Source organism: Corynebacterium sp. AOP36-E1-14, assembly GCF_052377495.1.
Classification (GTDB): Bacteria; Actinomycetota; Actinomycetes; order Mycobacteriales; family Mycobacteriaceae; genus Corynebacterium.
Window position 1 is genome coordinate 20785 of sequence record NZ_JBQSWV010000026.1, and the last position, 26278, is coordinate 47062.

27 protein-coding genes and 1 pseudogene are annotated in these 26278 nt (G+C 68.2%); 12 read left to right on the plus strand and 16 right to left on the minus strand.

The window, feature by feature from the left end; genetic code table 11:
• Positions 1-38: 38 nt before the first annotated feature.
• The gene (locus tag ACT3TD_RS11590; RefSeq protein WP_441579332.1) at positions 39-1691 is read right to left on the minus strand and encodes a BCCT family transporter; all 1653 of its coding nucleotides are present in this window, start codon (positions 1689-1691) and stop codon (positions 39-41) included.
• 191 nt (positions 1692-1882) lie between these two features.
• Positions 1883-2800 carry a 16S rRNA (cytidine(1402)-2'-O)-methyltransferase gene (gene rsmI, locus ACT3TD_RS11595; RefSeq protein ID WP_301441947.1) on the minus strand — a complete coding sequence of 306 codons (918 nt, stop codon included), beginning with the start codon at positions 2798-2800 and terminating at the stop codon, positions 1883-1885.
• A 62-nt stretch (positions 2801-2862) separates the two neighbouring features.
• Between rsmI and ACT3TD_RS11600 the strand changes: the two genes are divergently transcribed.
• Positions 2863-4431 (plus strand): dolichyl-phosphate-mannose--protein mannosyltransferase, encoded by a 1569-nt coding sequence (locus tag ACT3TD_RS11600; RefSeq protein WP_444614711.1) that lies wholly within the window; start codon positions 2863-2865, stop codon positions 4429-4431.
• Here the strand turns inward: ACT3TD_RS11600 and ACT3TD_RS11605 are convergent.
• The 6 genes from ACT3TD_RS11605 to ACT3TD_RS11630 form a co-directional block, all read right to left on the minus strand.
• Positions 4402-5253, minus strand: a complete 852-nt coding sequence (locus ACT3TD_RS11605) for a zf-HC2 domain-containing protein (protein ID WP_301441948.1) — start codon at positions 5251-5253, stop codon at positions 4402-4404. The genes ACT3TD_RS11600 and ACT3TD_RS11605 overlap by 30 nt on opposite strands.
• Positions 5254-5258: 5 nt before the next feature.
• Positions 5259-5669, minus strand: coding sequence for a DoxX family protein (locus tag ACT3TD_RS11610; RefSeq protein ID WP_301441949.1), 411 nt, complete (start codon positions 5667-5669; stop codon positions 5259-5261).
• Positions 5670-5699: 30 nt separating this feature from the next.
• On the minus strand, positions 5700-6917 hold the full coding sequence (gene sepX / locus ACT3TD_RS11615; RefSeq protein ID WP_441579329.1) for a divisome protein SepX/GlpR: 1218 nt from the start codon (positions 6915-6917) through the stop codon (positions 5700-5702).
• Positions 6918-7067: 150 nt separating this feature from the next.
• Positions 7068-7691 (minus strand): GNAT family N-acetyltransferase, encoded by a 624-nt coding sequence (locus ACT3TD_RS11620; RefSeq protein ID WP_444614712.1) that lies wholly within the window; start codon positions 7689-7691, stop codon positions 7068-7070.
• Positions 7688-8938 (minus strand): molybdotransferase-like divisome protein Glp, encoded by a 1251-nt coding sequence (glp, locus tag ACT3TD_RS11625; protein WP_301441952.1) that lies wholly within the window; start codon positions 8936-8938, stop codon positions 7688-7690. The genes ACT3TD_RS11620 and glp overlap by 4 nt, the downstream gene beginning before the upstream one ends.
• Positions 8939-9082: 144 nt before the next feature.
• Positions 9083-10033 carry a UTP--glucose-1-phosphate uridylyltransferase gene (locus ACT3TD_RS11630; protein ID WP_301441953.1) on the minus strand — a complete coding sequence of 317 codons (951 nt, stop codon included), beginning with the start codon at positions 10031-10033 and terminating at the stop codon, positions 9083-9085.
• A gap of 116 nt (positions 10034-10149) precedes the next feature.
• Between ACT3TD_RS11630 and ACT3TD_RS11635 the strand changes: the two genes are divergently transcribed.
• Both ACT3TD_RS11635 and mscL read left to right on the plus strand, forming a co-directional pair.
• Positions 10150-10812: a 5-formyltetrahydrofolate cyclo-ligase gene (locus ACT3TD_RS11635; RefSeq protein ID WP_444614713.1), complete on the plus strand. Its 663-nt coding sequence runs from the start codon at positions 10150-10152 to the stop codon at positions 10810-10812.
• A gap of 43 nt (positions 10813-10855) precedes the next feature.
• Positions 10856-11368 carry a large conductance mechanosensitive channel protein MscL gene (gene mscL, locus ACT3TD_RS11640; protein ID WP_441579326.1) on the plus strand — a complete coding sequence of 171 codons (513 nt, stop codon included), beginning with the start codon at positions 10856-10858 and terminating at the stop codon, positions 11366-11368.
• Positions 11369-11550: 182 nt separating this feature from the next.
• Here mscL and ACT3TD_RS11645 read toward each other — a convergent pair whose 3' ends face one another.
• From ACT3TD_RS11645 to ACT3TD_RS11665, 5 genes are all read right to left on the minus strand, one after another.
• Complete coding sequence (locus tag ACT3TD_RS11645; protein ID WP_301441957.1) at positions 11551-12216, minus strand: MogA/MoaB family molybdenum cofactor biosynthesis protein; 666 nt, start codon at positions 12214-12216, stop codon at positions 11551-11553.
• Between the two features lie 110 nt (positions 12217-12326).
• A complete protein-coding gene (locus ACT3TD_RS11650) occupies positions 12327-13703 on the minus strand; it encodes a S1C family serine protease (RefSeq protein ID WP_301441958.1) in 1377 nt (458 codons plus the stop codon).
• 177 nt (positions 13704-13880) lie between these two features.
• Complete coding sequence (locus tag ACT3TD_RS11655; protein ID WP_441579324.1) at positions 13881-14576, minus strand: response regulator transcription factor; 696 nt, start codon at positions 14574-14576, stop codon at positions 13881-13883.
• Positions 14577-14816: 240 nt separating this feature from the next.
• Entirely contained in the window at positions 14817-14984 is a 168-nt protein-coding gene (gene rpmF / locus ACT3TD_RS11660; RefSeq protein ID WP_301441960.1) for a 50S ribosomal protein L32, read from the minus strand.
• A gap of 3 nt (positions 14985-14987) precedes the next feature.
• Positions 14988-15263, minus strand: a complete 276-nt coding sequence (locus ACT3TD_RS11665) for a type B 50S ribosomal protein L31 (protein WP_038546832.1) — start codon at positions 15261-15263, stop codon at positions 14988-14990.
• Positions 15264-15670: 407 nt separating this feature from the next.
• Here ACT3TD_RS11665 and rpmB point away from each other — a divergent pair, with 407 nt between their 5' ends.
• The 6 genes from rpmB to ACT3TD_RS11695 all read left to right on the plus strand — a co-directional run bounded on the left by rpmB (position 15671) and on the right by ACT3TD_RS11695 (position 18518).
• On the plus strand, positions 15671-15907 hold the full coding sequence (rpmB, locus tag ACT3TD_RS11670; protein WP_301441961.1) for a 50S ribosomal protein L28: 237 nt from the start codon (positions 15671-15673) through the stop codon (positions 15905-15907).
• Positions 15907-16071, plus strand: coding sequence for a 50S ribosomal protein L33 (gene rpmG / locus ACT3TD_RS11675; RefSeq protein WP_010187624.1), 165 nt, complete (start codon positions 15907-15909; stop codon positions 16069-16071). The genes rpmB and rpmG overlap by 1 nt, the downstream gene beginning before the upstream one ends.
• 3 nt (positions 16072-16074) lie before the next feature.
• Complete coding sequence (gene rpsN, locus ACT3TD_RS11680; RefSeq protein ID WP_301441962.1) at positions 16075-16380, plus strand: 30S ribosomal protein S14; 306 nt, start codon at positions 16075-16077, stop codon at positions 16378-16380.
• Positions 16381-16394: 14 nt separating this feature from the next.
• Positions 16395-16643, plus strand: coding sequence for a 30S ribosomal protein S18 (rpsR, locus tag ACT3TD_RS11685; protein WP_038546820.1), 249 nt, complete (start codon positions 16395-16397; stop codon positions 16641-16643).
• Positions 16644-16790: 147 nt separating this feature from the next.
• The gene (locus ACT3TD_RS11690) at positions 16791-17465 is read left to right on the plus strand and encodes an RDD family protein (RefSeq protein ID WP_301524999.1); all 675 of its coding nucleotides are present in this window, start codon (positions 16791-16793) and stop codon (positions 17463-17465) included.
• Between the two features lie 81 nt (positions 17466-17546).
• Positions 17547-18518, plus strand: coding sequence for an AEC family transporter (locus ACT3TD_RS11695; RefSeq protein WP_301441964.1), 972 nt, complete (start codon positions 17547-17549; stop codon positions 18516-18518).
• Between the two features lie 14 nt (positions 18519-18532).
• Here the strand turns inward: ACT3TD_RS11695 and ACT3TD_RS11700 are convergent, their stop codons facing one another.
• Complete coding sequence (locus tag ACT3TD_RS11700; protein ID WP_441579322.1) at positions 18533-20104, minus strand: acyl-CoA synthetase; 1572 nt, start codon at positions 20102-20104, stop codon at positions 18533-18535.
• Between the two features lie 145 nt (positions 20105-20249).
• Between ACT3TD_RS11700 and ACT3TD_RS11705 the strand changes: the two genes are divergently transcribed.
• Positions 20250-21065, plus strand: a complete 816-nt coding sequence (locus ACT3TD_RS11705) for a TIGR03084 family metal-binding protein (protein WP_441579321.1) — start codon at positions 20250-20252, stop codon at positions 21063-21065.
• A gap of 33 nt (positions 21066-21098) precedes the next feature.
• A pseudogene (locus ACT3TD_RS11710) lies at positions 21099-22263 on the plus strand (acyl-CoA dehydrogenase family protein).
• A gap of 32 nt (positions 22264-22295) precedes the next feature.
• On the opposite strand, the gene ACT3TD_RS11715 reads toward ACT3TD_RS11710, so the two are convergent.
• A complete protein-coding gene (locus ACT3TD_RS11715) occupies positions 22296-23492 on the minus strand; it encodes an acetyl-CoA C-acetyltransferase (protein ID WP_444614714.1) in 1197 nt (398 codons plus the stop codon).
• Between the two features lie 110 nt (positions 23493-23602).
• Here ACT3TD_RS11715 and ACT3TD_RS11720 point away from each other — a divergent pair, with 110 nt between their 5' ends.
• Positions 23603-25084, plus strand: a complete 1482-nt coding sequence (locus ACT3TD_RS11720) for a phytoene desaturase family protein (RefSeq protein ID WP_441579359.1) — start codon at positions 23603-23605, stop codon at positions 25082-25084.
• On the opposite strand, the gene ACT3TD_RS11725 is transcribed toward ACT3TD_RS11720, so the two are convergent.
• Positions 25041-26278 (minus strand): AMP-binding protein (locus tag ACT3TD_RS11725; protein WP_444637994.1); only part of this gene is annotated, 1238 nt, incomplete at its 5' end. The genes ACT3TD_RS11720 and ACT3TD_RS11725 overlap by 44 nt on opposite strands.

Consider the following 26278-nt stretch of genomic DNA (forward strand, 5'->3'; position numbering starts at 1 on the left):
CCCCTGGTGCGCGCCGGCGTGCGGAGTGCGGTCGGCGGCTACTTCGAGCCGGCCTTCTCCGCGGAGTCGCCGCGCTTGCCGCGACGCCGCTCACGGGCGGCACGTGCCTCGGCGGTCTCCTGGTGCCGGCGCTCGCGCGCCAGACGCAGGGCGAAGGCCCGCTTCTGCTTCTCGTCGAGGAACAGCGGGTCCTGCGACAGACCTTTGTAGATCGACAGGCACAGGAAGCAGATGAGGATCACGAACGGGCTGGCCGCGATGATCGTCACGGACTGCAGGCTGTTGAGGGCGTCGTCGCCACCTGACAGCAGCAGGACGACGGCGATCAGTGCGGTCAGCAGACCCCACAGCACGGTGACCTTGCGGTCGGCGACGAGCTTGCCGTTCTGGCTCATCGTGCCCATCACCGTGGAGGCGGAGTCCCCCGAGGTGATGAAGAACGTGGCGAGCAGGACCATGGCGATGATCGAGGAGACGGTGCCCAACGGCAGGTCGTGCAGCAGGTTGAACAGCATGGTCTCCGAGTTGCCGTCACCGTAGATCTCGGAACCAGCGTTCTCCTGGTGGATGGCGCTGCCACCGAAGATGGAGAACCAGACCACGGAGACCGCGGTGGGCACGAGCATCACCACGAGGATGAACTCACGCACGGTACGGCCGCGGGAGATGCGGGCGATGAAGGTACCGACGAAGGGCGACCAGGAGATCCACCACGCCCAGTAGAACAGGGTGTTGCCGGCGAGCCACTCGTCCATGCCCGGCGAGGTGTCCGCCGTGCGGGCGGCCATGCCGAAGAACTCCTGCAGGTAGTTGCCGAAGGCGGTGGGGATCGTGTTGGCGATGACCACGGTCGGGCCCACGATCAGGACGAAGAACGCCAGGATCGCGGCCATGACCATGTTGAAGTTCGAGACGTACTGGATGCCCTTGCCGACACCCGAGTAGGCCGAGATCAGGTAGCAGATGCCGAGCACACCGATGATCAGCAGCAGCCAGCCGGTGCCCGGGTCGTCCACGATGTCGGTGGCGTTCAGGCCGGAGGCGATCTGCAGCGCACCGAGGCCCAGGGAGGCGGCGGTACCGAAGACGGTGGCGAAGATCGACAGCACGTCGATCAGCTTGCCCAGCCAGCCCTCGGCACGGCGCACGCCGATCAGCGGGATGAACGCCGAGCTGAGCAGCTGCTTACGGCCCAGGCGGAAGGTGCCGTACGCGATGGCCAGGCCGACGATCGCGTAGATCGCCCACGGGTGCAGCGTCCAGTGGAACAACGTGGTGGAGAAGGCCACCGGGTTGCTCTCGGTCGCCTCCCCGGGCACACCGTTGCGGTAGAAGTTCATCGGCTCGGCCACACCGTAGAACATCAGGCCGATGCCCATGCCGGCGGCGAACATCATCGCGATCCAGCTGGCCGCGTTGAACTCGGGCCGCTCGTCGTCCTGGCCCAGCCGGATGTTGCCGAACTTGCTCAGGGCCACGTACAGGATGAAGAACACGAACACCGAGCCGGCGATGATGTACACCCAGCCGAAGTCGGTGACGATGAAGTCCAGCGCCGCGTCGGCGAAGGAGGAGAAGCTGTCCGGGGCGACCAGACCCCAGACCACGACCGCGAGCACGATCACCGCGGCGAAACCGGTGACGGTCTTGTCGACCTTCGCGTTCTCGTCCTCGGCAGGGGGCGGCAGCATGTCCTCGGTGGCGACAGGAGAGATCTTCTCCATGTTGAGACCGGGATCCGTGAACGGGGCACCGTCAGCGTCGGTGCCCGGGGGGCCGATATCGTCTGATTGTGGGTTCTCTTCTGAAACGGACATGCAGACCACTCTGCCATACTCCCCGGACACGGGGCCCGGTCACCCCGGAGGGTGTGTCCGCCCGGTCACACCTGGCGCGCCGCCAGGACCGCCTCGTAGAGCTCCCGACGCGACACCCCGTGCGCTGCGGAGACCTCGCGGCTGGCGTCCTTGAGACGCAGCCCCTGGGCCACCTTCTCCTCGACCTCGTCGACCAGGTCCTCCGGGGACTTGTCGGTGCCGCCGGCCGACGCGGAGATCACCACCGTGATCTCGCCCTTCACCCCGTCCGACGCCCACTGCGCCAGCTCACCCAACGGCCCGCGGACGACCTCCTCGAAGGTCTTCGTGAGCTCGCGGCACACCGCGGCCTCCCGGTCCGCCCCGCAGACCTCCGCCGCGGTGGCCAGCGTGGCCGCCAGACGGTGCGGTGACTCGAAGAAACTCACCGCCCGGGTCGAGTCGCGCACCGACTCCAGCCACTGGCGCCGCGCACCGTCCTTACGAGGGGCGAAACCGTCGAAGGCGAAGTGCCCCACACCCACCCCGGACAGGGCCAACGCGGTCGGCACCGCCGAGGGGCCGGGCAGGCACGTGACCGGCACCCCGGCGTCCTGCGCCGCCTGGACCAGCGGGAACCCCGGGTCGGAGACCGAGGGCATGCCCGCGTCCGTGACCACCAGGACCCGCGCCCCCGCGGCGGCACGCTCCACCAGTCCGGCGGCCCGGTCGGCCTCGTTGTGGTCGAAGTTGGAGACCACCTGACCGGTGATCTCCACGCCCAGGGCGTCCGCCAGTGCGCGGGTCCGCCGGGTGTCCTCGGCGGCGACCACGTCGGCGCTGCCCAGGGCGTCGATCAACCGGATGGACGCGTCCAACGGGTCGCCCAGCGGCGTCGCCGCCAGGATCACCCCACCGCCGGCGAGGGGACGCCGCCCGGCGGCGCGCTGCAGCACGGTGGTCACGGTGGTCACGGTCCGGGGGTCCGGGGTGTTCTCCTGCATGGTCACCAGAGCCTACCCGCCGGGGGCGGAACCCCGGGCCGCGACGTATAGGATTGCCCACTGTGACGCAGACTCCAGCCACCACCGCCACCGCCGCCGCACCGCGGCAGCGTCCCCAGCGGGGTCCCCGGCGCTGGTGGACGATCCTGGCGACCCTGGGCGTGCTGGGCCTGCTCAGCCGACTGCCGTGGCTGTCGCACCCCACCGACGACGGCACCCCCGTCTTCGACGAGAAGCACTACGTGCCGCAGTCGTGGCAGATCGTGCGCGGCGGCATCGAGGACAACCCCGGCTACGGGCTGATCGTGCACCCGCCCCTGGCCAAGCACCTCGAGGCACTCGGCATGGCCGTGTTCGGCAACAACCCGTGGGGCTGGCGCATCGTGGTGGCACTGCTGGCGGTCGGCGTGATCCTGCTGATCGCCGCCACCGCCCGCCGCCTCAGCGGCTCCGACTGGGTCGGCCTGTCCGCCGGCGTCCTGGCCCTGTGCGACGGCATCCTCTTCGTGACCGGACGTTCGGCGATGCTCGACCACTTCCAGGTGTTCTTCGTCGTCCTCGCCGTGTACCTGCTGCTGCGCGACCACGGCGAGATGGAGCGGCGCTTCCGCCGCGTCCTGGCCGAAGGACGCATCGGCGACCGTCCACTGGGCCCGCGCCTGGGCTTCCGCTGGTGGCGCTTCGCCGCCGGCGTCGCCCTGGGTTGCGCCCTGGCGGTGAAGTGGTCGGGGCTGTACTACATGGCCTTCTTCGGGGTCACCGTGGTGGCGTTGGACTGGTGGCGTCGCCGTCGCTTCGGCGTGGAACGTCCCTTCCTCGGCACCGTGGGCCGCGACTGCCTGCCCGGCTTCGCCTCGATCGTGCTCGCACCGCTGGTCGTGTACCTGCTGTCCTGGCGGTCCTGGTTCGCCTCGGAGACCGGGGTCTTCCGCCACGAGGCCGAGGCCGGCAACGACCAGATCGCGTCCTGGGGACTGGACTTCCTGCCGGACACCTGGCTGAACTTCATCTACTACCACGTGTCCGTGCTGGGCTTCCACTCCGAACTGACCAACTCCAACGGCCACCACCACCCGTGGGAGTCCAAGCCGTGGGACTGGCTGGCGACCACCCGCGCCCTGCTCTACCACTCCTCCACCACCGCCGACGGGCACCGCGAGACCGTGCTGCTGATCGGTACGCCGGCGATGTGGTGGCTCTCCGTACCGGTGCTGCTGTGGGGCCTGTGGCGCCTGATCGGACGCCGCGACATGCGCTGGCTGGTGCCGGTCGTCGGCTACGCCGCCGGTTTCCTGCCGTGGCTGCTCAACGTGGACCGGCAGATGTACCTGTTCTACGCCACGAACCTGGCGCCCTTCCTCATCATCGGGCTGGCCCTGTGCCTGGGCCAGGTCTCCGGATGGTCGCTGCGAAAGACGGCGCGGGACGTGCCGGACGCCGCGGCGTCCGGCCAGGTGGGCGTCGTCGGCGAGCTGCGCGTCCTCGTCCTGGAGCGCACGGGCATGCTCGTCGCCGTGGCCTACCTGGTGCTGGTGGTGTGGATGTTCCTGTTCTTCCTGCCCATCTTCACCGGCATGCCGATCACCGACGAACAGTGGCAGCTACGGATGTGGCTGCCCGGCTGGACCTGAGTCGCCGGGGTCTCCCGGTCGCCAGCTGGAGTTCGCCTGCACGTCGTCCGGGCTGTAGCTGACCGGACGGGCCGACAGCCCGCGCAGGGACTGCCGCAGCGGGGCCACGGCGTGGTTGCGCGACAACCACACCCCGATCAACGCCGCACACGCCGCCAGGTGCAGCAGCAGGCCGGCGACCATCGTCACGTCCACCGCACCGTCCAGCAGCCCCAGCACCACGTCGCGGGTGGCGAACCCCGCTCCGAACCCCCACAACGCCAGGAACACCGGCAGCAGGCCCGGCGCCGAGCGCGGCCGCGCCGCGCCCCACAGCAACCCGGCGGCGAGTGCGAGGCGCACCGCCGCAGCGTCCACCGACAACGAGGCCACGTCCGGGTCGCCGGCGTTGCCCACCGCCCCACCCGGACCGTCCGCCGCCCCGGCACCGGTGCCCGCGGCACCGGTGAGCAGCAGCACCGACCAGGCGATGTAGCACAGCGCCACGGCCACCATCGCCAGTCGGCTGAGCACCAACGGCAGTGAGCGGTTGCGCAGCCGGTGCGACAGCTGCGGCGTCTCGTCGGCCAGGCGCACCATCGACGCCGCCAGCTCGCTCGCCTCCCCCGGGGCGTCCTGCGCGGGGCCCGTCGAGGACGCCAGCGACATACGCAGCCGACGGTTCAGGTCACTCGCCGCGGCGAACCACTCACTGCAGTCCGTACAGGCGGAGAGGTGCGTCTCGATCATGTCGTCGTCCACGCCGGACGGCGCGTCCTCCCCGTCGAGTTCGGCGGACAGGGCCGCGCGCACCGCGGCGTGGACGTCGTAGGGATCCTCCACCGACGTCACCCGAACCGCGAGAGCGCCTTGTCGAGGCTCGCCCGCCCGGCACCGAAGACGATGAGCATTACGCACGCGGCGAAGAGCACGATGACGAACTCCCCGCCACCGTCGGCGACGAACAGTCCGTTGCCCAGGTGCACAAAGTAGAACGCCGCGACCATGTCCAGGGCCAGCACGCCGGCTGCCGCCGGGGTCAGGAAGCCCAGCAACACGAGCGCGCCGCCAAGCATCTCCACCACCGACACCACCCACACCGACAACGTGGGCTGCGGGATGTGCATCGACGCCCACTGCTGGGCCGTCTGGTCCACCCCCACCTGGAAGACCTTGTCCCACCCGTGGGCGATGAAGACGACCCCGAGGGCGACACGCAGGACGAGGAGGGCCGCATCGCGGAAGGCAGGATTGTTCATGATGACGTCATCTTAACTCCCCCGGTGCCGCTACACCGCACGGATGTGGGGACCCCGCTCGTCGTAGTAGTCGTCGTACTCCTCGTACCCGTCGTAGCCGTCGTACTCGTCGCACTCCGCGTAGGCGGTGTAGTCGAGGTCGGCGAACTCAGGGTCGGCGTCGTCGCTCTCCAGCACCACCGCACCGGGACGCAGCAGCCGGTCGGGGACGCCGAGCTCACGGTCGTCGGTGTTGCGCACACCCAGGCGGGCACGACGCATCCGGGCGATCCGGCGACGACGCAGCTTCGCCTCCTCCACCACCTGACGACGCAGGTAGTACAGGTACACGCCCGACATGGCGACAGTGGCCACCACGGCCACCCACACCGCGCCGCCGAGGACGACCGCGGCCACGACCGAGACCACGCACAATGCCGCGAGCACGCACAGCACACGCTTCCGGCGGGTCTGACGGGCCTCCACCAGACGCTGCGAGGTCTCCGGGTCGTAGAAGCCACGACCACGGCGGGCCGCCGCGTAGTCCAGCTCCTCCGCCGTGAGCTCACCGTCACCGTAGGCGTCGTCGAGGACATCGGCGTCCCCGGCGTCAGCGGCGTCGGCGGGGTAACCCTCGTCGTCGACCGGGTGCTCGCCGGTGCCCACCGACACGTCGATGTCGCCGCCACGCAGGTACGCCGCCGGGATGCTGGTGAAGCGACCCGCGGTGGACTCGGCGTCCGGGTCGGTGAGCTGCTCGTCGGCCGGCTCATCCAGTGCCTCGAGGGTCTCGACCGGCTCCACGGCCTCAGCCTCGACGAACTCGGCGTCCCCGGCGTCTTCGGCCTCGTCGGCAACCACCTCGACGCTGTAGGCGTCGTCGTCCTCCGCGACGGCGTCCGGCGTCTCGTCGTCCGGCGCGACCGGGGCGAACTCGCCGGTGTCCTCCTCGTCGAGCGGACGGTAGCCGACGACCTCACCCTCGATGATCCCCGGCACGTCACGCCCGGTGTCGTCGATGATCACCCTCTCCGGCTCCGCCTCGACCAGCTCGATGTCCTCGTCGACATCGGCGTGGTACAGCGACTCCGCAGGCAACGGGCGCTTCCGCGGCCTGGAGATCTCCGAACCGCCCTCATGCAGCACACGCGTCTCCGACAGGGCCGTGGAGGTACGGCGCACCGGGGACTGGTTACGCAGGAACAGGGGCGCGAGCAGAAGAAGCCAGACGACCGCGATCAGGATCAGAGAGCTGAGGGAGCCGAACACTAGCGGCCTTTCCTTTCACCGACGACAGGGTCTACACGGGGGTCTACACGAAGATCTACGAGCAGGGAATAGATACTGACCCGACGATACGTGCCACCGCCCCCGCGGGGACGCAGGCGCGCCGCACCGTGTCGGTTCAGGTCGGTTCCGTTACAGCCCGCGCCGTTCCTCCGCCGTCAACCCCACCAGCAGGTGGTCCTGCCACTGACCGTTGATGTGCAGGTTGCGCCGCAGCAGCCCCTCCTGCCGGAAACCCACCTTCTCCAGCACGCGGCGGGACGAGACGTTCGACTCCAGCACGGTCGCCTCCACCCGGTGCATGCCCACCTGCGTCACCGCGTGTTCCACGCCGAGCCGCACCGCGGCCGTCGCGACGCCGGAGCCACTGAACCCGGAGTACACCCAGTAGCCGATCCAGCAGCTGCAGACCACACCGTGCTGCACGTTGCCCAGGGTCAACTGGCCGGCGAACGCACCGTCGACCTCGATGGCGAAGGGCAGCAGGTGCCCCTCCACCGCCAGGGACGTCAGGCCCGCGTAGTTGCGCCGCCACACCGCGCGGGTGTGGGACTCCCACCACGGCCCCGGCACCGTGGGCTCGACCGGGCGCAGCAGATGCTCGTCGGCGTTGCGGAACTCCGCCCAGTGCCGCCCGTCGCGCCTGGACAACGGCCGCAGGCGCACCTGCCCCAGTGCGGTGGGCAGGGAGGGGGTCGTGGCGGGCCAGCCCGGGTGCCGGACCGACCGGCCGGTGAGGAACACGGGTGTCCTCACACCCTGTTCGTCAGGAACATCACGTCGACGACCTCGCCGGGCTCGACGCGCGTGCGGTCACCGGGCACCACGATCAGGCAGTTCGACTGGCCGTGGCTGCCGAGCAGGTGCGTGGGCTCCCCGCCGGCGGTGGCACCCAACGGGTCCACGAGGAACTCGCGGGTCTCCCGGTCGCGCATCAGCTGGGCGCGGATGAAACCCCGACGGTGCGGGGCGGACTCCAGCCCGGCGATGGTGCGCGCCTTGACCACCCGACGCATCGACTGCCGCTGACCACGCAGGATCTGCACCAGCGGACGCACCATCACCTCGAACGCCACCAGCGCGGCACTCGGGTTCGACGGCAGCAGGAACGTGGGCACCCGGTCTGCGCCAAGGATGCCGAAGCCCTGCACCGAACCCGGGTGCATCGCCACGCGTGAGACGTCCAGCTCACCCATGCCCGACAGGATCTCGCGCAACCGGTCACTGGACGCACCGCCCACTCCCCCGGAGATCACCAGGATCTCCGAACGGATCAGCTGGCCCTCGATGATGTCGCGCAGCCGACGGTCCTCACCGCCGACGATGCCGAGCCGGTTGACGTCCGCCCCGGCCTCGCGTCCGGCCGAGGCCAGCGCATAGGAGTTCACGTCGTGGACCTGTCCCAGCCCCGGCTCACGGTCGATGTCGACCAGTTCCGGACCGAAGGTCAGCACCGCCATCCGCGGCCGCGGGTAGACCAGCACCTTGGAACGTCCGACCGCGGCCAGCAGGCCCACCTGTGCGGCGCCGATGACCGAACCCTGCTCCACGACCACGTCGCCGGGCTGCACGTCGGACCCCGCGCGGTGGATGAACTGGCCGCCGGCCACCGGACGCAGGGCCTCGGTGCGACGCCCGTCGTCCTCCGCCCAGTCCAGCGGGACCACCGCGTCGGCGAGGGTGGGGATCGGCGCGCCGGCCTGCACCCGCACCGCCTGGCGCGGCTGCAGACGTACCGGACGGTGCGAGCCCGCACCGACGTCGCCGACCACGGGCAGCCGGGCGGACGGCACGTCCGGGTCCACGCTGCCGGCGTGGCGGACGTCCACGGAACGCACCGCGTAGCCGTCCACGGCGGCCTGGTCGAAGCCGGGGACGGAGACCTCCGCCTCGACCTGTTCGGCGCACCGCAGACCCAGTGCCTCTGAAATCGCGGTGCGCACCGGTTCCGGTGTTACTGCCGCGGCGCTGACCGTGGCCAGCTGCTCCTCAACAGTTCTCACGTGGGCCGTCCTCACGGTGTCTCGGTAGGGGAAGTCGGGGTGTACGTGCAGGTTCTACTCGTGCAGACTCTACCGCCTCGACACCCCACAACAGCAGAAGGTGGCGCCCATGTCGGGCACCACCGTCGAGAAGTCCTGCCAGGGTCACTTGTCGAGTCGCTGCTCCAGCCACTTCTCCAGCGACGGTCCGTAGGACGGGTCGTCCAGCGCGAAGTCCACGCAGGCGCGGATGAAACCACCCGGGTTGCCCAGGTCATGGCGGTTGCCGCGGTGCACGTAGACGTGGACCGGGTGGCCCTCCTCGATCAGCTTCGCGATCGCGTCGGTCACTTGGATCTCCCCGCCCTTGCCCGGCTCGGTGCGGCGCAGCGCGTCGAAGATCGAGCGGTCGAGCAGGTAGCGGCCGGTGGCCACGATGTTGGACGGCGCGTCCGCCGCGTCCGGCTTCTCGACCATGCCGGTCACCCGGCGGACCTGGTCGCCGAGCTCGTCGTCCGGCTCGGCGACCTCGAAGACGCCGTAGTTCGAGACCTCGTCCTCCGGCACCTCGAACCCGCACAGCACGGTGCCGCCGAGGCGCTTACGCACCTCGATCATCTCGTTCATCACGCCGAACGGCAGCACGAGGTCGTCCGGGAGCAGAACGGCGAAGGCGTCCTCGTCCTCGTCGAGGGCGTCCTCGGCGCAGCCGATGGCGTGGCCGAGGCCCAGCGGGCGGTCCTGGTTCACCGACACCGCGGTGATCATCTCGTTGACGGCGCGGACCTTGTTGAGCTGGTCGGTCTTGCCGCGGGACTCGAGGGTGTCCTCCAGGAGCTCGTCGCGGTCGAAGAAGGCCATGATCCCCTGCTTGCGGGGTGAGGTGACCACCGCGAGACGGGACGCGCCGGCCTCGGAGGCCTCCTTGGCGATCAGTTCAATTCCGGGGGTGTCGACGACAGGGAGGAGTTCTTTGGGAACTGTCTTGGTGGCAGGCAGGAAACGGGTGCCCAGGCCTGCGGCAGGTACCACGACAGTTCGGATCCCACCGGTGGGAACGCCGTCGGCGACGACGTCTGGAGAGCCGGAGGGAGCAGTTGAGTTGGTAGTTGCCATGACACGAATCCTACAGGCGTCACCCCCAGTTGGCCGGGCGAGAACACACCGTGGCCCGAAAAACGGGCACGCCGGCCTCACCGCCACCACCCCCGGAGGTATTACCATCAGGGCCTATGGGTGACGACGCCGTGACAAACACCACCGCAACCGCGAAGCGTGCGGTGCGTGCCCGCGTCCGCGCGGCACGCGGCGCGGTCCCCGAGGAGGAACGCAGCCGCCGCGACGCCGCCATCGCGGCGAACCTCCTGGCGCTGCTGCAGGACGCCGCCCGCGCGTCCTGCCCCGGGGCCGTGGCCGCCTTCGCCGGACTGCCGGGCGAACCCGGCGGGGCGGCACTCCCGGACGTCCTGCGTGACGCCGGCCACGAGGTCTGGCTGCCGGTGGTCGCCGGCCCCGCACGTCCGCTGACCTGGTTGCCCTACCAGGGCGAACACTCCACGCGCACCGGTGCGTTCGGGATCACAGAACCTGAGGAAACACCGGAGGTTCCGGCACCGATATCCACCCTGGAACTGACAACCAGGTTAGACGCCCTGGTCATCCCCGCACTCGCCGTCGACCGTGACGGCACACGTCTGGGGCAGGGCGGCGGATTCTACGACCGCACGCTCGTCGACGTCACCGGCGCCGCGAAAACTGGCAGAATTGTGGCAGTCGTGGACCACGAGGAATTCGGGGTCGACGTCCCCCGCACCCAGCTGGACATCTCGGTCGAGTGCGTCGTGACCGACTCGGGCAGCTTCCCGACCACCACGGCCAGCCGGGACCACCGGTAGACCGACCAACATCACCCGGTTCAACCAGCACAAGGAGAGCATCATGCTCAAGGGTTTCAAAGACTTCATCACCCGCGGAAACGTGATGGAACTCGCCATCGCCGTGATCATCGGTGCGGCGTTCACCGCCATCGTCACCGCCATCTCGGACTCCCTGATCCAGCCGTTAATCAACTGCTTCGGCGGCACGGAGGTCGACGGGCTGAAGTTCCAGCTGCGCTCCGGCATGGAGAGCACCCAGATCGACCTGGGTGCGATCATCACCGCGGCGATCAACTTCCTGATCATCGCCGGCGTGGTCTACTTCCTGCTCGTCGCCCCGATGAACAAGCTCAACGAACTCAACGCCCGGCGTAAGGGCATCGACCCGGAGGAGACCGTGGCCTCCGAGGTGGACCTGCTGGTCGAGATCCGTGACCTCCTGGCGAACCAGAGCGGCCTCACCTCCGCGTCCAACGGGCTCGCCGGCGAGATCCCCGACACCACCGGCACCACCGGCACCGCTGACTCCACCGGCAGCTCGACCGAGACCGGCGGACGGCACTCGGCACGCTGACCCCCTTTCGCGTCACCAGTGGGGAGGGCGCTGACCCTCCCAGAAATCCTCCCCGAATCCCCCGTCATCGGCCGGACGCTGTGCGTCCGGCCTTTCCCTGCTTCCCTGGCTGCCCAGGTTGATGTCCAGATCGAGGTCCGGGGCATGCCCCTTGCCCAGCACGCCCGTCCTACGACGGCGTCTCATGCCCTGCTGAGGTCCGCGATGACGTGGCGCACCAGAGGGCACAGCGTGGCCATTCCGTCGCGGATCGCACCGCGCGTGGCGGCGAGGTTCACCACCACGGTGGACCCGGACACCCCCGCCACACCACGCGACAGCCCGCCGTCGACGGCGTTGCAGGCCAGCGCGGACGACCGCAGTGCCTGGGAGAGACCCGGGATCCGCTTGTCCAGGACCGCCTTGGTGGCCTCCGGTGCCTTGTCCCTGGGGCTGACGCCGGTGCCGCCGACGGTGATGACCAGGTCCGCGCCGCCGACGACGGCGGTCTCCAGTGCCTGGCGGACCGCGGACTTGCCGGACTCGACGGTGAGCACCGCGTCCACCATGTAGTCCTCCTCGGCGAGGAGTTCCGCCACGAGCTCACCGGACTGGTCTGCGTCGTCCGGATGGTCGGTGACGATCACCACGAGGGCGTGCAGCAGGGAATGGCGCGGGTTGTTCGACTCCCGGCCGTTCTCCTGGATGTCCATGGAGCGGAAGACCTCGTCCCCCGGCTCGGTGATCTCGGCGTCGAGGCGTTCGATCGACTCCTGCTCCACGCGGGCGAAGTCCTCGATGCCCGGCACGGTGATCACACCGGCCGAGTCTTCGGTCTCGTCGGTGTCGACATAGTGTTCTTGGGACATGATGGTGAGCTCCTCAGGTACTTCTCAGCCCGTCGCGGTGTGCGGGGTCCCGTCAACGGTATCCGGAGAACGGCCCGCTGTATAGGTCTAGGGGGTTGAATGGTCGCGGACTAGTCGTCCTCGGACGCCGACAGCGTCACACCGATCTCCCGTTCATTGCCACCGTTACCGTCGGTGACGGTCAGCGTGACCTCGTCTCCGACGTTGTGGGACCGGATGGCGGCGATGAGGCTCACGCCGCTGTCCACGATCCGGTCGTCGACCTTGGTCACGATGTCGCCGTCGCGGATCCCGGCGTCTGCCGCCGGACCGCCGCCGACGACCTTGACGATCTCGGCCCCGTTGGAGGAGGTCTCGGTGCCGGTGTTGACCGTCGCCCCGATGACCGGGTGGGTGGCCGAACCGTTGTCGATGAGCTGCTGGGCGGTGTCCTCCGCCTGGTTGGAGGGGATGGCGAAGCCCAGGCCGATCGACCCGGACTCCCCGCCCATCTCGCCGCCGAGGGTGGCGATCACCGAGGGGATGCCGACGAGCTCACCCTGGAGGTTGACCAGGGCACCGCCGGAGTTGCCCGGGTTGATGGCGGCGTCGGTCTGGATGGCGTCGATCAGCGACGCCTCGCCGCCGTCCTCACCGCCGGCCTGCACGGGACGGTTCATCGCCGATACGATGCCGGTGGTCACGGTCGAGGACAGGCCGAGCGGCGAGCCCACGGCTACCACGGTCTCGCCGACCTGGAGGGAGTCGGAGTCGCCGATGGCGATGGGCTGCAGGTCGTCGGCGCCGTTGGCCTTGACCACGGCGAGGTCGGTCTGGGGGTCGGTGGCGACGACGTCGGCCTGCAGCTGGCGCCCGTCGTTGGTGGTGACGGTCATCTCGCCCTCGTCGGAGCCGGAGACGACGTGGTTGTTGGTGAGGATGAGCCCGTCGGAGCTGATGATCGAACCGGAACCCTCAGCACCACCCTGCTGGGTGGTGACCTGGATGGAAACGACACTGGGGAGCACGTTCGAGGCGACGTCCTCCACCGTTCCCGGGTCGGGGTCGGAGGTGTTCTCCCTCTCACCGCTGCCCGAGCTGTTCAGGGAGGACGTGACGCCGGAGCTGCTGTCGCCGTTCTGGACGATGCCGGCGGTGACGGCCGCCGAAGCGACACCGACCGCGAGCACCAGGGCGGCGACCACCGGGGTGGAGAACCTGCGGGGAGAGTCCTTCGTCGCCGCAGGCGCGCCGCCCGTGGGAAGTTCGGGCCCTGCCACGGGGTAGCCGGGCATCCCCTCGTTGCTGGGGTACTGGCTGGACAGCGCCTCCCAGTGTCGCTGCTGTGCGCCGGGGTCGGAGAAGCCGGACTGCCCGTCGGGCGCGCCCTGCCGGTAGTCCGGTGAGGTCCTCCCCCAGGCGTCGGTCCCCGCCTCGTGTGATCCGCCTACGCCGGCGGGGCCGCCTGCGCCGTTGTAGTCGTTGCCGTTCCGATCTTCCCCGGACATCTGACTCTCCTTCGCCGGCGTGTCCCGTCGGCTGACTCAACTATGTTCTGACGTAACTAATTATGGCTGACCCAGATTGACGTCCCGTCCGCGCCGCCTGACAGTGTGATCGGAACGTGTGCGCGCCACACACGGCAAGCGTGGGGCGCGCACTCAGCATTCTGCCAGCAGGAGGGTTTACGGCGCGTCGTCGCGCAGCACGTAGCCCACGCCGCGCACGGTGTGGATGACCCTGGACTCCCCACCGTCCTCCGTCTTACGACGCAGGTAGCCGATGTAGACCTCCAGGGCGTTACCGGACGTCGGGAAGTCGTAGCCCCAGACCTCCTCGAGGATCTTCGTGCGGCTGAGCACCTTGCGCTGGTTGCGCATCAGCAGCTGCAGCAGGGCGAACTCGGTACGGGTCAGGCTGATCTTCCGGTCACCGCGGCTGACCTCACGGGTCTCCGGGTTCAGCGACAGGTCCTCGAAGGCGAGGGGCTTGACCTCGACGCTCTTGGCGACGGCGGTACGCACGGACCGACGGTGCAGGGAGCGCACCCGGGCGAGCACCTCCTCGAGGGCGTACGGCTTCGACATGAAGTCGTCCGCCCCGGCGTCGAGGCCCGTCACACGGTCGGAGACATCGGTACTTTCGGAGAGCATGAGTATAAGGACGTCGTTTCCGGCACTTCGGAGGTCGCGGCACACTGTGAGGCCGTCGACCCCCTCGAGCTCGACGTCGAGGATCACCAGGTCCGGTGACTCCTGACGAATCTGACGGAGGGCGTCGTCACCGTCTCCCGCCGAAGCTACGTCGTAGCCGTTGAACGTGAGAGAGCGACGTAGAGAGTCCCTTACCGTCTGATCGTCGTCGACAACAAGAATCTTCATCCCGCCATTCTGCACCAGGACCACGCGGAAACGACACCGCTATGCCGAAACCACAGTCAACTGACAGGGAACCGTCAACCGACTCGAACTAGCATGCGCGGCGAACAGCACGGACGCGGGAACATTGCCAGGATGCAACGTAAGAGGCTCCCGCGGGGGCGGTACGGCAGAAGACGCGAGGACGCCCCCGCCGACAGTGTCGGCGGGGGCGTCCGGGTAGTGCGCGAACGTGGTCGCGAACTAGTCGAGATCGACCAGACCCAGCTTCGCGGCCTTCATCAGGCGACGAGGGATCTGGACCTCACTGCCGTCGATCTTCGCGGTCTGGAGTGCGACGTTGTCGGACTTCCAGTTCGAACGGCGGTGGTGGGTGTTGGCGCGGGAAAGACGGCGCTTCGGAACTGCCATTTCTTAGCCCTCCTCGTTCTTCTTGGTACGGCGAACACGGTTGCCGTAGCGACGCTGGAACTTCTCGACGCGACCGGCGGTGTCCATGACACGCTGTGCACCCGTCCAGAAGGGGTGGGACTCGCTGGTGACGTCAACGACGATCAGCGGGTACTCGTTGCCGTCCTCCCACTCCACGGAGCGGTCGGAGGTGGCGGTGGAACGCGTCAGGAACTGGTGGCCAGTGCTGGCGTCCTTGAAGACCACCGGGTGGTAGTCGGGGTGGATATCGTTCTTCATTCTCAATCCCTCAGGGTTGTGCGCCAGGTCGGTCCCTCGCCCCGGACACCGGAGTCGGTGCCCGGCACGGCAGGTCGTGCCTGGGTCGGGTTTGGAGTGTGGGCGCGTCCGTGCAGAAATGACGACATGCAGGGCGCAACACGATCTGTCATCCTATCCCCTGCACACCCGTGGTGGAAAATCGCCGGCCGGCCCGGACCTCTCCCCCACAACGATTATGCCTGCACGCCACCATGGGGTAGTGTCGTGCAACGCTGTTGTCTTAGTAAACGTCATCGCACGCGCGATCGGCCCCAGACAGTGCCCCGGCCCCACATCCCGTCTAGATGTGGGTTTTCGCAGTGGTGTCCTCCACTGTCGGCGCGGCACGAGGGACCGCTTACGCGGGCGGAAGGAGAAAGATACCCATGTCGGCACATTGCCAGGTCACGGGTCGGAAGCCGAGTTTCGGCAAAACCGTCTCGCACTCGCACCGCCGCACGAACCGCCGCTGGAACCCGAATATCCAGCGCCGTTCGTTCTACCTGCCCTCCGAGGGTCGTTCCATCACGCTGAACGTCTCCACCAAGGGCCTGAAGACCATCGACAAGAACGGCATTGAAGCCGTCGTCGCCAAGATCCGCGCACGTGGGGAGAAGATCTGATGGCACGTAACGATATCCGCCCCATCATCAAGCTGAAGTCCACCGCGGGCACCGGTTACACCTACGTGACCCGCAAGAACAAGCGGAACAACCCGGACCGGATCACGCTCAAGAAGTTTGATCCGATCGTCCGGAAGCACGTCGAGTTCCGCGAGGAGCGTTAATCTATGGCTAAGAAGTCCAAGATCGCGAAGAACGAGCAGCGTAAGGAAATCGTCGCTCGCTTCGCTGAGCGCCGTGCCGAGCTCAAGGCGATCATCAAGAACCCGAACTCCACCGACGACCAGCGTGCCGAGGCTCAGTTCGAGCTGAACCGTCAGCCGCGCGACGCCGCCCCCGTGCGTGTTCGTAACCGTGACGCCGCCGACGGCCGTCCCCGCGGTTACCTCCGCAAGTTCGGTCTGTCCCGTGTCCGCGTCCGCGAGATGGCTCACCGCGGTGAGCTGCCCGGCGTTCGCAAGTCCAGCTGGTAAAAGGGAGCACACGCATGAAGCGCACCAACCACAAGAAGGCGCGGCTCGAGCAGTCCCGCCGCCCGAAGAAGAACCCGCTCAAGGCCGAGGGCATCGAGACCGTCGACTACAAGGACTACGCACTGCTGCGTAAGTTCATCTCCGACCGCGGAAAGATCCGTGGCCGCCGCGTCACCGGCCTGACCCCCCGCCAGCAGCGCGAGGTCGCCACCGCGATCAAGAACGCCCGTGAAATGGCTCTCCTGCCGTTCCACAGCCGCTGATCCTGCCTCGGACTCCGACGTAGCAGCAGCGCGCGTTTAACTAAGACCTTCTGAACCCCGTCCCGGCCCTGTGCCGGAGGCGGGGTTCAGTCGTACCCGTCGACGGGGTGTTACCCTGAGACGTCCATACACACCGTGAAAGGCCACATGACGAACCCGTACAACCCGAACAACTCCCCCGAGGATCGCAACGAGCACACCGGCGGCATGCCCTCCTACGGTGACTACACCGGGCAGGGTGGCCTGCCCCAGTACCCCAACCAGGACTTCGGCTACGGTCAGCAGGCCTACGACCCGAACAGCCTCGTCCCCTCCAACGCGTACCCGGGGGCGGGTCGACGGCTGGGCGCCTTCCTGCTGGACGGCCTCCTCTTCTTCCTCGTGGCCGTCGTCCTGGCTGCGATTTTCATCGCCCCGGGCTTCATGTCGTGGATGGACGACTACTCCGCCTGGCTGGACGCAGGCCAGGTCGGTGTCGAGCCCGAGCTCGACCTCGGCAACTTCTACCTCTACTCACTGCTCTCCCTTGTCCTGTGGTTCGCCTACCGTGTCGGCATGGAGACCACCGCGGGTCGCACGCTGGGCAAGATGGCCCTGGGTATCAAGGTCGTCGACGCCGACGGCCGTGTCATCTCCGCGAAGGACTCCTTCATCCGTAACAGCTGGTACCTCGCGGGCATCGTCGTCGGATGGATCCCCTTCATCGGCAATATCGCATCCATCGCGATCTACGCCGCCCTCGGCGTGCTCATCGCCCGCGACCCGCACCGCCAGCACATCTGCGACAAGTGGGCGAAGTCGTACGTGGTCTACAACCGCTGACACCAGCCCTCCTCACCGCAGCAGGCCGGTCACCTCCCCCGCATCGTCGGGGGCGGTCACCGGCCTGATCTAATGGTGCACATGCTTAACGTTCTGAGTGGGTTCATGGTGGTGGTGATCATCATCGCGCTCGGCTACCTGGTGGGCCGCCGCAGACTGCTCGGACCGAATGCGGTGTACGCGCTGAACATGTTCGTGTTCTACCTCGCCACCCCCGCACTGCTGATCAACTTCCTGCGCGAGGCCGACCTCGCCACCGTCTTCGGCGAGAACCTCGCCATCGTGGTCATCAGCACGTTGCTCGCCGGGGCCGTCGGATTCCTGGGCTACCGCTTCCTCGCCCGCCGGCCGACGTCCGACAGCCTGATCACGATGCTCGCCTGCTCCTACTGCAACGGCTCGAACCTCGGCGTGCCCATCACCACCCACGTCCTCGACGACCCGACCGCCTCACTCCCGGTGATCATCTTCCAGGTCGCCCTGTACGGTCCGGCCACCGTCCTACTGCTGGACGTGACCACCCGCAAGGCCCGCCGGGACGCCGCGGATGCCGGCAGCAACATCGGCCCCCTGGTGCGCGAACTCGTTCTCGGCGTCATCCGGAACCCACTGATCGTGGCGGCCGCCGTGGGCATCGTCCTGTCCCTGCTGTACACGAACACGGGCTGGACGCTGCCGGAGATGCTCGCCGAGCCCGTCGCACTGCTTGCCGCAGGCACCGTGCCGGCCGCCCTCGTCGCCTTCGGGCTGTCGATGGCGGAGGTCTCCGTCCTCGACCGGGAGACCAGTCCACGGCGCAGCGTGTGGCTCGCCGCACTGACCAAGACCGTCGTGCACCCCCTGATCGCCTACGCCGCGGCCCGCCTGCTCTTCGACGCCTCCGGTGCCGCTCTCCTGGTGTTCGTCGTGGTGGCGGCACTGCCGACGGCGCAGAACGTGTTCACCTACTCGCAGCGTTTCGGTGTGAACACCGTGCTGGCCCGCGATACCGCGGTGATCAGCACGATGCTGTCCATCCCCTCCATCGCGGTGATCACGTTGTTGCTCGGGTGAGTACAAGCGCATCGTCACCGGCGTACAGACATCTCACCCCCGGTGCGTTCAGCGCGCAGCGTTCGTTTGAGGACCTTACCGGTGGCATTGCGCGGTAGGACGTCGACATACTCCACGGACTTCGGCACCTTGAACCCCGCCAAGCTTCGGCGCGACCACGCGATCAGCTCCTCAGGCGTCAGCAAGGAACCTTCGGCTCGAACCACCACCGCGGTCACCGCCTCACCCCACTTCTCGTCCGGGATGCCGATCACCGCAACGTCGCGAACGTCCGGGTGCCCGCGCGCCACCGACTCCACCTCGGTTGAATAGACATTCTCCCCTCCGGTGATGACCATGTCCTTCTTGCGGTCCACCAACGTGTAGAACCCCTCCTCGTCCACCTTGGCCAGGTCTCCGGTGTGGAACCAGCCGTCCCGGAGAGCCTCGGACGTCGCCTTCGGATTGTTCCAGTAGCCGGAGAACACGTTCGGGCCGCGCACGAGTAGTTCGCCAACGCGTCCAACCCCCACGTCCTCCCCGGCGTCGTCCTCGATCCGGAACTCGACCTGCTGTACGGGCTTTCCTACCGTGCCTTTCTTCCGAAGTCCCTCGTCCTGACGTAGCACGGCGCAAAGGGGGCTCGTCTCGGTCATCCCCAGCCCCTCGGTGAACGGGACCCCGAGTTCACGCATAGCCTCGATCACCGCGACCGGACAGGGAGCTCCTCCCGAGACGGCAAAACGTAGGCTCCGCACCTGCCCTGCCCCGAAGGACGCGTCACCGAGAACGGCCGACCACATCACGGGCACGAGGAATGCATTGGTGACCCCGTACTTCTCGACGGAGGAGATCCAGTTCGCCGGGACGAAGTTCTCCAGGACCACACAACTCCCGCCGATGAAGAGGAACGGCAGGGTGTTGACGCCGAGCGCCCCGATATGGAACAGGGGTGCCGCTGAGATCGTCCTGTCCCCTGCGGTCCAGCCATCACCGAGCCCTAGACTGTGTACCGCGTTCCAGACGAAGTTCCCGTGGCTCAGCATGGCTCCCTTCGGCTTGCCGGTGGTGCCGGAGGTGTACATCACCACGCAGATGTCGGCTTCATTGACCTCCCGCACCACTCGCTCCGAACTTCCCCGGGTGATCATGGCCTCGAGGTCCGACGACTTCCCGGTCAACCTCATCTCCGAATCCGGGACCACGAACCGGTCACGAACCCTGGTCTCGTCCGTACACGCGTCATTCACGAGGTCGAGGAACGGCATCGAGAAGAACAGGCTCGACGCGCCCGAGTCCAGGAGGATGAACTCGATCTCCTTCGACGTCAAACGGTAGTTGATCGGCACCGCAATCGCCCCGAGCTTCGCCACCGCCACCAGGATCTCCATCGTCTCGATGGAATTCATCGTCACGAGGGCGACCCGGTCCCCACGTGCCGTACCGCGCTTGGCGAGCACGTCCGCCAGCGCGTTCGTACGCTCCTCGAGCTGAGCATACGTCCGTACGGATCCGGTCTCACCGTCGATGTAGGCCACCGACTCCGGATACCTCTTGCTGTGCAGTGTGACCCAGTTGCCGAACCCACGATCGAGCCTGTCTCCCATGGCTACCTCTCCCATCCGTCATCTGATCCGCGAATCTTGTTTTGCCGACAAGACATACAGGGTTCAAAAATTAATCGCAAGTGCTTCTTTTTTGCAGGAAAGTATGTCAGTATGTGGTGCACATCACCCCGACACCGGAGGTTCCATGCCCACTTCCCCCGATCCCACCCTCGCCACCCTGGACGTCCTCAGAAAAGAGGGCGACGCCCTCGAAGGGCTGGTCCGGGACATCGACGGCTCCACATGGTCTCGTCCGACCCCCGCGCCCGGGTGGACCATCGCCCACCAGATCGCCCATCTGTCATGGACCGACGAGGCAGCCTCGGCCTCGCTCGCCTCGACCAGCGACGACGGGCCCTTCTCGACCTACGACCTCGATGCGCGGGCGAACCCGGAGAGCATCACCGACAGGACGGCGGCGGAGGGGGCAGCATCCCCCATCCCGGAGCTGCTGGAACGTTGGCGCACATCGAGAAAGCAACTTGACGAGGCTTTTCGGCAGGAGGCGGCCGGCACGCCACGCAAGTACCCGTGGTTCGGACCGCCTATGGGCCTGCGCTCCATGGCGACCGCGAGACTCATGGAGACGTGGGCCCACGGCCAGGACGTCGCGGACGCCCTGGGCATCGAACGCCCCGTGTCCGGCGGATTGCGGGACATCTGCCACCTGGGGGTGATCACCCGCGACTTCTCCTACGTCATCAACGACCTCACCGCGCCCGAGGGGGAGTTCCTCGTCGAACTCGAGTCCCCCGACGGCGGGACGTGGTCGTGGGGGCCCGACGACGGATCTGCCATCGGGACGGTGAAGGGGCCTGCGCTGGACTTCTGCCTGTTCGTCTCACAGCGACGGGAGGTCAAGGATCTCTCCCTGGTCTTCGAGGGCGAGGAACCCCGGCGGTGGGCGGAATTCGCGCAGATCTTCGCCGGCCCGCCGAAATCAGTCGTCCATAATCGGTAACAGACACCTGACCCACATCACGAAAGGACCTGTATGAGCCACAAGCACTGGAACACCCCAGAGATCGCCGCACTCCGCAAGACGGCCGTCGACTTCTCCGCGGCCGAGATCCTCCCCTACCAGGACCAGTGGGAGGAGGATGGACAGATCCCCCGGGAGCTCTCCGGGAAAGCAGGCAAACTCGGCCTCCTGGGCCTGGCATTCCCCACCGAGGCAGGTGGGGAGGGCGCGGGAATGCGCGAGTCGACTGCCGTCGCCGAGGCCATGCACGAGGCCGGGGTGGCCGCCGGTGTCCAGGCGTCACTGTTCACCGTGACCATCTCCTGCCCCCACATCGTCGCCGGCGGGGACCACGACCTCATCGACAAGTACGTCCGTCCCACCCTGAGCGGCGACAGGATCGGCTCCCTCGGGATCACCGAACCCGGTGGCGGCTCCGACGTCGGCAACCTGAAGACCACCGCCGTCAAGGACGGCGACGAGTACGTCATCAACGGTTCGAAGACCTTCATCACCTCCGCCGTCCGCGGTGAATTCACCGTCGTCGCCGCCCGCACCGGCGGCGATGCGCTCAAAGGTGCCCGGGGGGGTTTCGCTGATCGTCGTGGACAACGACACCCCGGGCTTCGAGGTCACCCGCAAGCTGACGAAGATGGGGTGGCGCTCGTCCGACACCGCCGAGATCTCCTTGACCGACGTGCGCGTCCCCACGGGCAACCTCGTCGGTGAGGAGAACTCCGGGTTCCTCCTGATCTCCATGGCCTTCGTGACCGAACGGCTGAGCATGGCCATCCAGGCCTACTCCCAGGCGCAGCGCTGCCTCGACCTCAGTGTCCAGTGGTGCCGCGACAGGGAGACCTTCGGTGAACCCCTGATCGCACGTCAGAGCATCCAGATGACGCTGTCGGAGATGGCCCGACGGACGGAGGTCGCACGCACCTACGTCCGCAGTCTCGTCGACCGGGTGGAGGACGGGGAGGACGACCTGGTCGCCGAGGCATGCTTCGCCAAGAACACCTGCACCGAGACCGGGGAATGGGTGACCCACCAGGCCGTCCAGCTGTTCGGCGGCGCCGGGTTCATGGAGGGCACAGAGGTCGAGCGGCAGTACCGTGACATGAGGATCAACGGGATCGGCGGCGGGACGGTGGAGATCCTGCGCGAACTCGCCGCCCGCCGGCTCGGCTACCGCCCCTGACCCCACCTCCCCGAAGCCGTGGGGGGGGGACGTCAGCGCCAGAGCAGCAGCGCGTCGCCCTGACCGCCGCCACCGCACAGCGACACCGCGGCACGTCCCCCGCCACGACGGTTGAGCTCGTAGGCGGCGGTCACCACCAGGCGGGCGCCCGAGGCGCCGATCGGGTGGCCCAGCGAGATACCGCCGCCGTGGATGTTCGTCTTCTCCAGCGGGTAGTCAAGGTCCTTGACCGACTGCACCACCACGGAGGCGAAGGCCTCGTTGACCTCCAGGAAGTCCAGGTCGGACGTCGACCAGCCCTGCTTGTCGAGTGCGGCGGAGACCGCCTGCGCCGGCTGGGAGTGCAGGTACGTGTCCGGCCCCGCGGTCTCGCCGGCGGCACCCAGGGTGGCCAGGACGGTCAACCCGTTCTCCTCGGCGTAGGCACGCGTGGTCAGCACCACGGCCGACGCACCGTCGGAGATCTGTGACGCCGAGGCGGCGGTGATCGTCCCGTCCTTCGCGAACGCCGGACGCAACGCGGCCAGCCCCTCCTGCGTGGTGCCCGGGCGCACGCCCTCGTCGGTGTCGACGACCACGGTCTCGCGACGCCTGCGGACCTCCACGGGCACGATCTCCTCGGCGAAGGTGCCGTCGGCGATGGCGGCCTCGGCGCGCTGGTTCGACAGGGCGGCGACCTCGTCCTGCGCCTCACGGGTGATGCCTCGGTCGGTGTTGCCGGCCTCGGTCTCCACACCCATCGCCGTGCCGTGCACGGGGTCGGCCAGACCGTCGCGTTCCAGGGAGTCCTGCAGCGCCAGCGAACCGAACTTCGCCCCGGCGCGCACACCGGCGGCCAGGTGCGGGGCGTTGGTCATCGACTCCTGACCACCGGCGACCACGACCTGCGCGTCACCCACCTTGAGCATGCGCGCACCGTTGATCACCGAGTCCAGCCCGGACAGGCACACCTTATTCACGGTGACCGCCGGGGTGGACATCGGCAGGCCCGCGGTGACCGCGGACTGCTTCGCCGGGTTCTGGCCGGCGGCGGCCTGGACGACCTGGCCCATGTAGACGTAGTCGACGGTATCCGCCGCCACACCCGCCCTCTCCAGGGCACCGGTGATGGCCGCCGCGCCGAGCTCGACGGCGGACTTGGAGGCCAGCACGCCGAGCATCTTGCCCTGGGCGGTGCGGGCGGCTCCGACGATGACGACGTCCTCGGGGGACGGGGTGGGGTTGCTCATGGTGCCATGTTCCTTTCGTGGAAGAGTTCCGTGCGTCCCATTATGGTCCCCGACGGCGTTCCGGGTGCGGTTCGGGCGATATTCGACGGTCGCGCGATAGGGTCGGTGCCATGCCTGCATCCACCGCCACCGTCGTCGGTTCCGGCCCCAACGGACTGGCCGCCGCGGTCGTCCTGGCCCGGGCCGGGCTGGACGTCACCGTGCTCGAGGCCGAACCCACGGTGGGCGGCGGGGTGCGCAGCGCCGAACTGATGCACACCGGGGTACTGCACGACCTGTGCTCGGCGGCCCATCCGCTGGCCCAGGCCAGCCCGCTGCTGCGTGACCCCTCGCTCGGGCCGGCGTTGCGACGCCACGGGCTGCGCTTCGCCTCCGCGCCGGTGGACATGGTCCACGTCCTGTCCGCCGGACGCTCCGCCACACTGCACACCTCGCCGCAGACCACCGGCGAAGGACTCCCGGGGCAGGACGGACGGCTCTGGCAGGCGTCCTTCGGTCCGCTCGCGACGCGGGCGGACGCCGTCGCCGAGGAGTTCCTCGGCCCGCTGCTGCACGTGCCCCGCCACCCGGTGCTGTTGGCCGCCTTCGGGGCCGGTGCGGCGCTGCCGGCGTCCTGGTCGTGGCGGCGGTGGCGTTCGGCGGAGGCGCGCGCCCTGTTCGCCGGTGTCGCCGCCCACGCCTTCACCCCGCTGCACCTCCCGGCGTCCTCCGCGGCCGGCACGCTGCTGACCGTCGCCGGACACCGGCACGGCTGGCCCGTCGCCGTGGGAGGGTCCCAGTCCATCGCCGACGCCCTGGTCGCCGAGCTCGAGGAGCTCGGGGGCACGGTGCTCACCGACACCCGTGTCACTGACCTGGCGCAGGCGCAGGACGCCGACATCGTCCTGCTCGACACCTCCGTGGAGACCGCCGCCGGCATCCTCGGCGAGCGGCTGCCCGCCCGCACCGCGCGGGCATGGTCACGGTTCCGCCGCGGCCCCGCCGTCGCCAAGATCGACTACGTGCTCGACGGCGACGTGCCGTGGCTGTCGCCGGACGCCCACCGCGCCGGCACCGTCCACCTCGGCGGCACGGCCGAGGAGATCGCCGCCGCCGAGAAGGACTGCTGGTCGGGACGGCTCCCCCGCCGCCCGTTCACCCTCGTCGGCCAGCAGTACCTCGCCGACCCCTCGCGCAGCAGAGTCACCGGTGGGCGCAGGCTGAACCCGCTGTGGGCCTACGCCCACGTGCCCGCCGGATGGGACGGCAGCGCGCAGGAGACCTTCGAGCTCGTCACCGCCCAGATCGAGCGGGCCGCCCCCGGTTTCCGCGACACGGTCGTGGACTGGGTCGCCTCTCCCCCGTCGGCGGTGCAGGAGCACAACGCCAACAACCTCGGCGGGGACATCTCCGGCGGGGCCAACGACCTGGTCCAGCTGATCGCCCGTCCCCGGTTGAGCCCGGACCCCTACTCCACCGGGGTGGAGGGGGTCTACCTGTGCTCCTCGTCCACCGCTCCCGGCGGTGGGGTGCACTTCATGTGCGGCGTCAACGCCGCACGGCGGGCGCTCACCGACGGGGCGAGGACTTCTCGTAGATCCCCAGGATGCTGATGGACTTCTCCCGCATCTCGACCTTCCTGACCTTGCCGGAGAGGGTCATCGGGAAAGCGTCCGTGACGTGCACGTACCTGGGCACCTTGAACCTGGCCAACTGGCCGTCGCAGTAGGAACGGATGTCCTCCACGGTCAGCGGTTCCTTGCCGTCATCCATGATGACCCAGGCCATGAGCTCCTCGCCGTACTTCTCGTCGGGCACCCCGATGACCTGGACGTCGGCGATGTCGGGGTGCTCGTACAGGAACTCCTCGATCTCCCGCGGGTAGATGTTCTCCCCGCCGCGGATGACCATGTCCTTGATCCTGCCGGTGACCTGGACGTAACCCTCGGTGTCCATCACACCGAGGTCACCGGAGTGCATCCACCCCTCGGGGTCGACCGCCTCCGCCGTCTTCTCCGGCATGTCCCAGTATCCACGCATCACCGAGTAACCGCGCACCAGCAGCTCACCCTGTACCCCACGCTGCACAGTGGCCCCGTCGAGGTCGACGACCTTCACCTCCAGATGCGGACCGACCCGGCCGACCGTCTCGACCCTCTTCTCCACCGGGTCATCTGGCAGGGTCTGGTGGTTGACCGGCGAGGTCTCGGTCATCCCGTAGCAGATGCTGATCTCCGTGATGCCGAGGACGTCGATGACTTCACGCATCGTCGTCGTGGGACAGGAGGTCCCCGCCATGATCCCGGTGCGCAGACCGGACAGGTCGAACTCCTTGCCCTTCTCCTTGAGCTGTTCCAGTGCCCGCAGTTCGGCCATGAACATGGTCGGGACGCCGAGCAAGCTTGTCCCCTGTCCCAGGTGGACCGCCTCCAACGTGCTCTCCGGAGTGAAGACCGGCCCCGGGAAGATCACCGCCGCCCCGTGTGTGAAGGCGGCCAGAACCCCCAGAACCATGCCGAAGCAGTGGAACATCGGTACCGGAACGACCACCCGGTCGTTCTCGGTGTAGCTCAGCCGTTCACCGATGAGGTAGCCGTTGTTGAGGATGTTGTGGTGGGTCAGCGTGGCTCCCTTGGCCATGCCGGTCGTCCCCGAGGTGTACTGGATGTTGATCGGATCGTGGGGATCGAGTGAATCCCGCACCGCCTTCAGGTCCAGGACCGCGTGGCCGGCCAACTCCTCCCAGCGTTCGGAGCCGAAGAAGATCGTCTCCTTGTAGGGCCGGTCGAAGGTGTGCTCGACCGTAC